Annotated in this window: 1 pseudogene; it reads left to right on the top strand. The window is 64.2% G+C overall.

The features are described from left to right. A pseudogene (locus AC3E6W_RS08740) lies at positions 1 to 265 on the top strand (ABC transporter ATP-binding protein); the annotation flags it as partial.

The raw sequence follows: 265 nt of genomic DNA, 5'->3' as shown, positions 1-265 counted from the left end.
GACGCCAACCGCTGCGTGATTGACCAGTACAACATGGGCTGGAAGAACTACCTGGCCCAGCGCGAGCAGGACGAACACCGCCGCAAGCGCGAGCGCGCCAACGCCCAGAAGAAGGCGAGCGCCCTCATGGAGCAGGCGAATAAGATGCGAGCCAAGGCCACGAAGGCCGCTGCCGCTCAGCAGATGATTAAGCGTGCCGAGAAGCTTCTGCGCGGCCTGGAGGAGGAGCGTCAGGTGGACAAGGTGGCGGCAATCCGTTTCCCGG

This window comes from Rothia sp. SCPM-O-B-18226 (M350), from assembly GCF_058213595.1.
The sequence above is the reverse complement of the archived record's forward strand: the minus strand, read 5'-3'. Positions and strand labels throughout refer to the sequence as shown.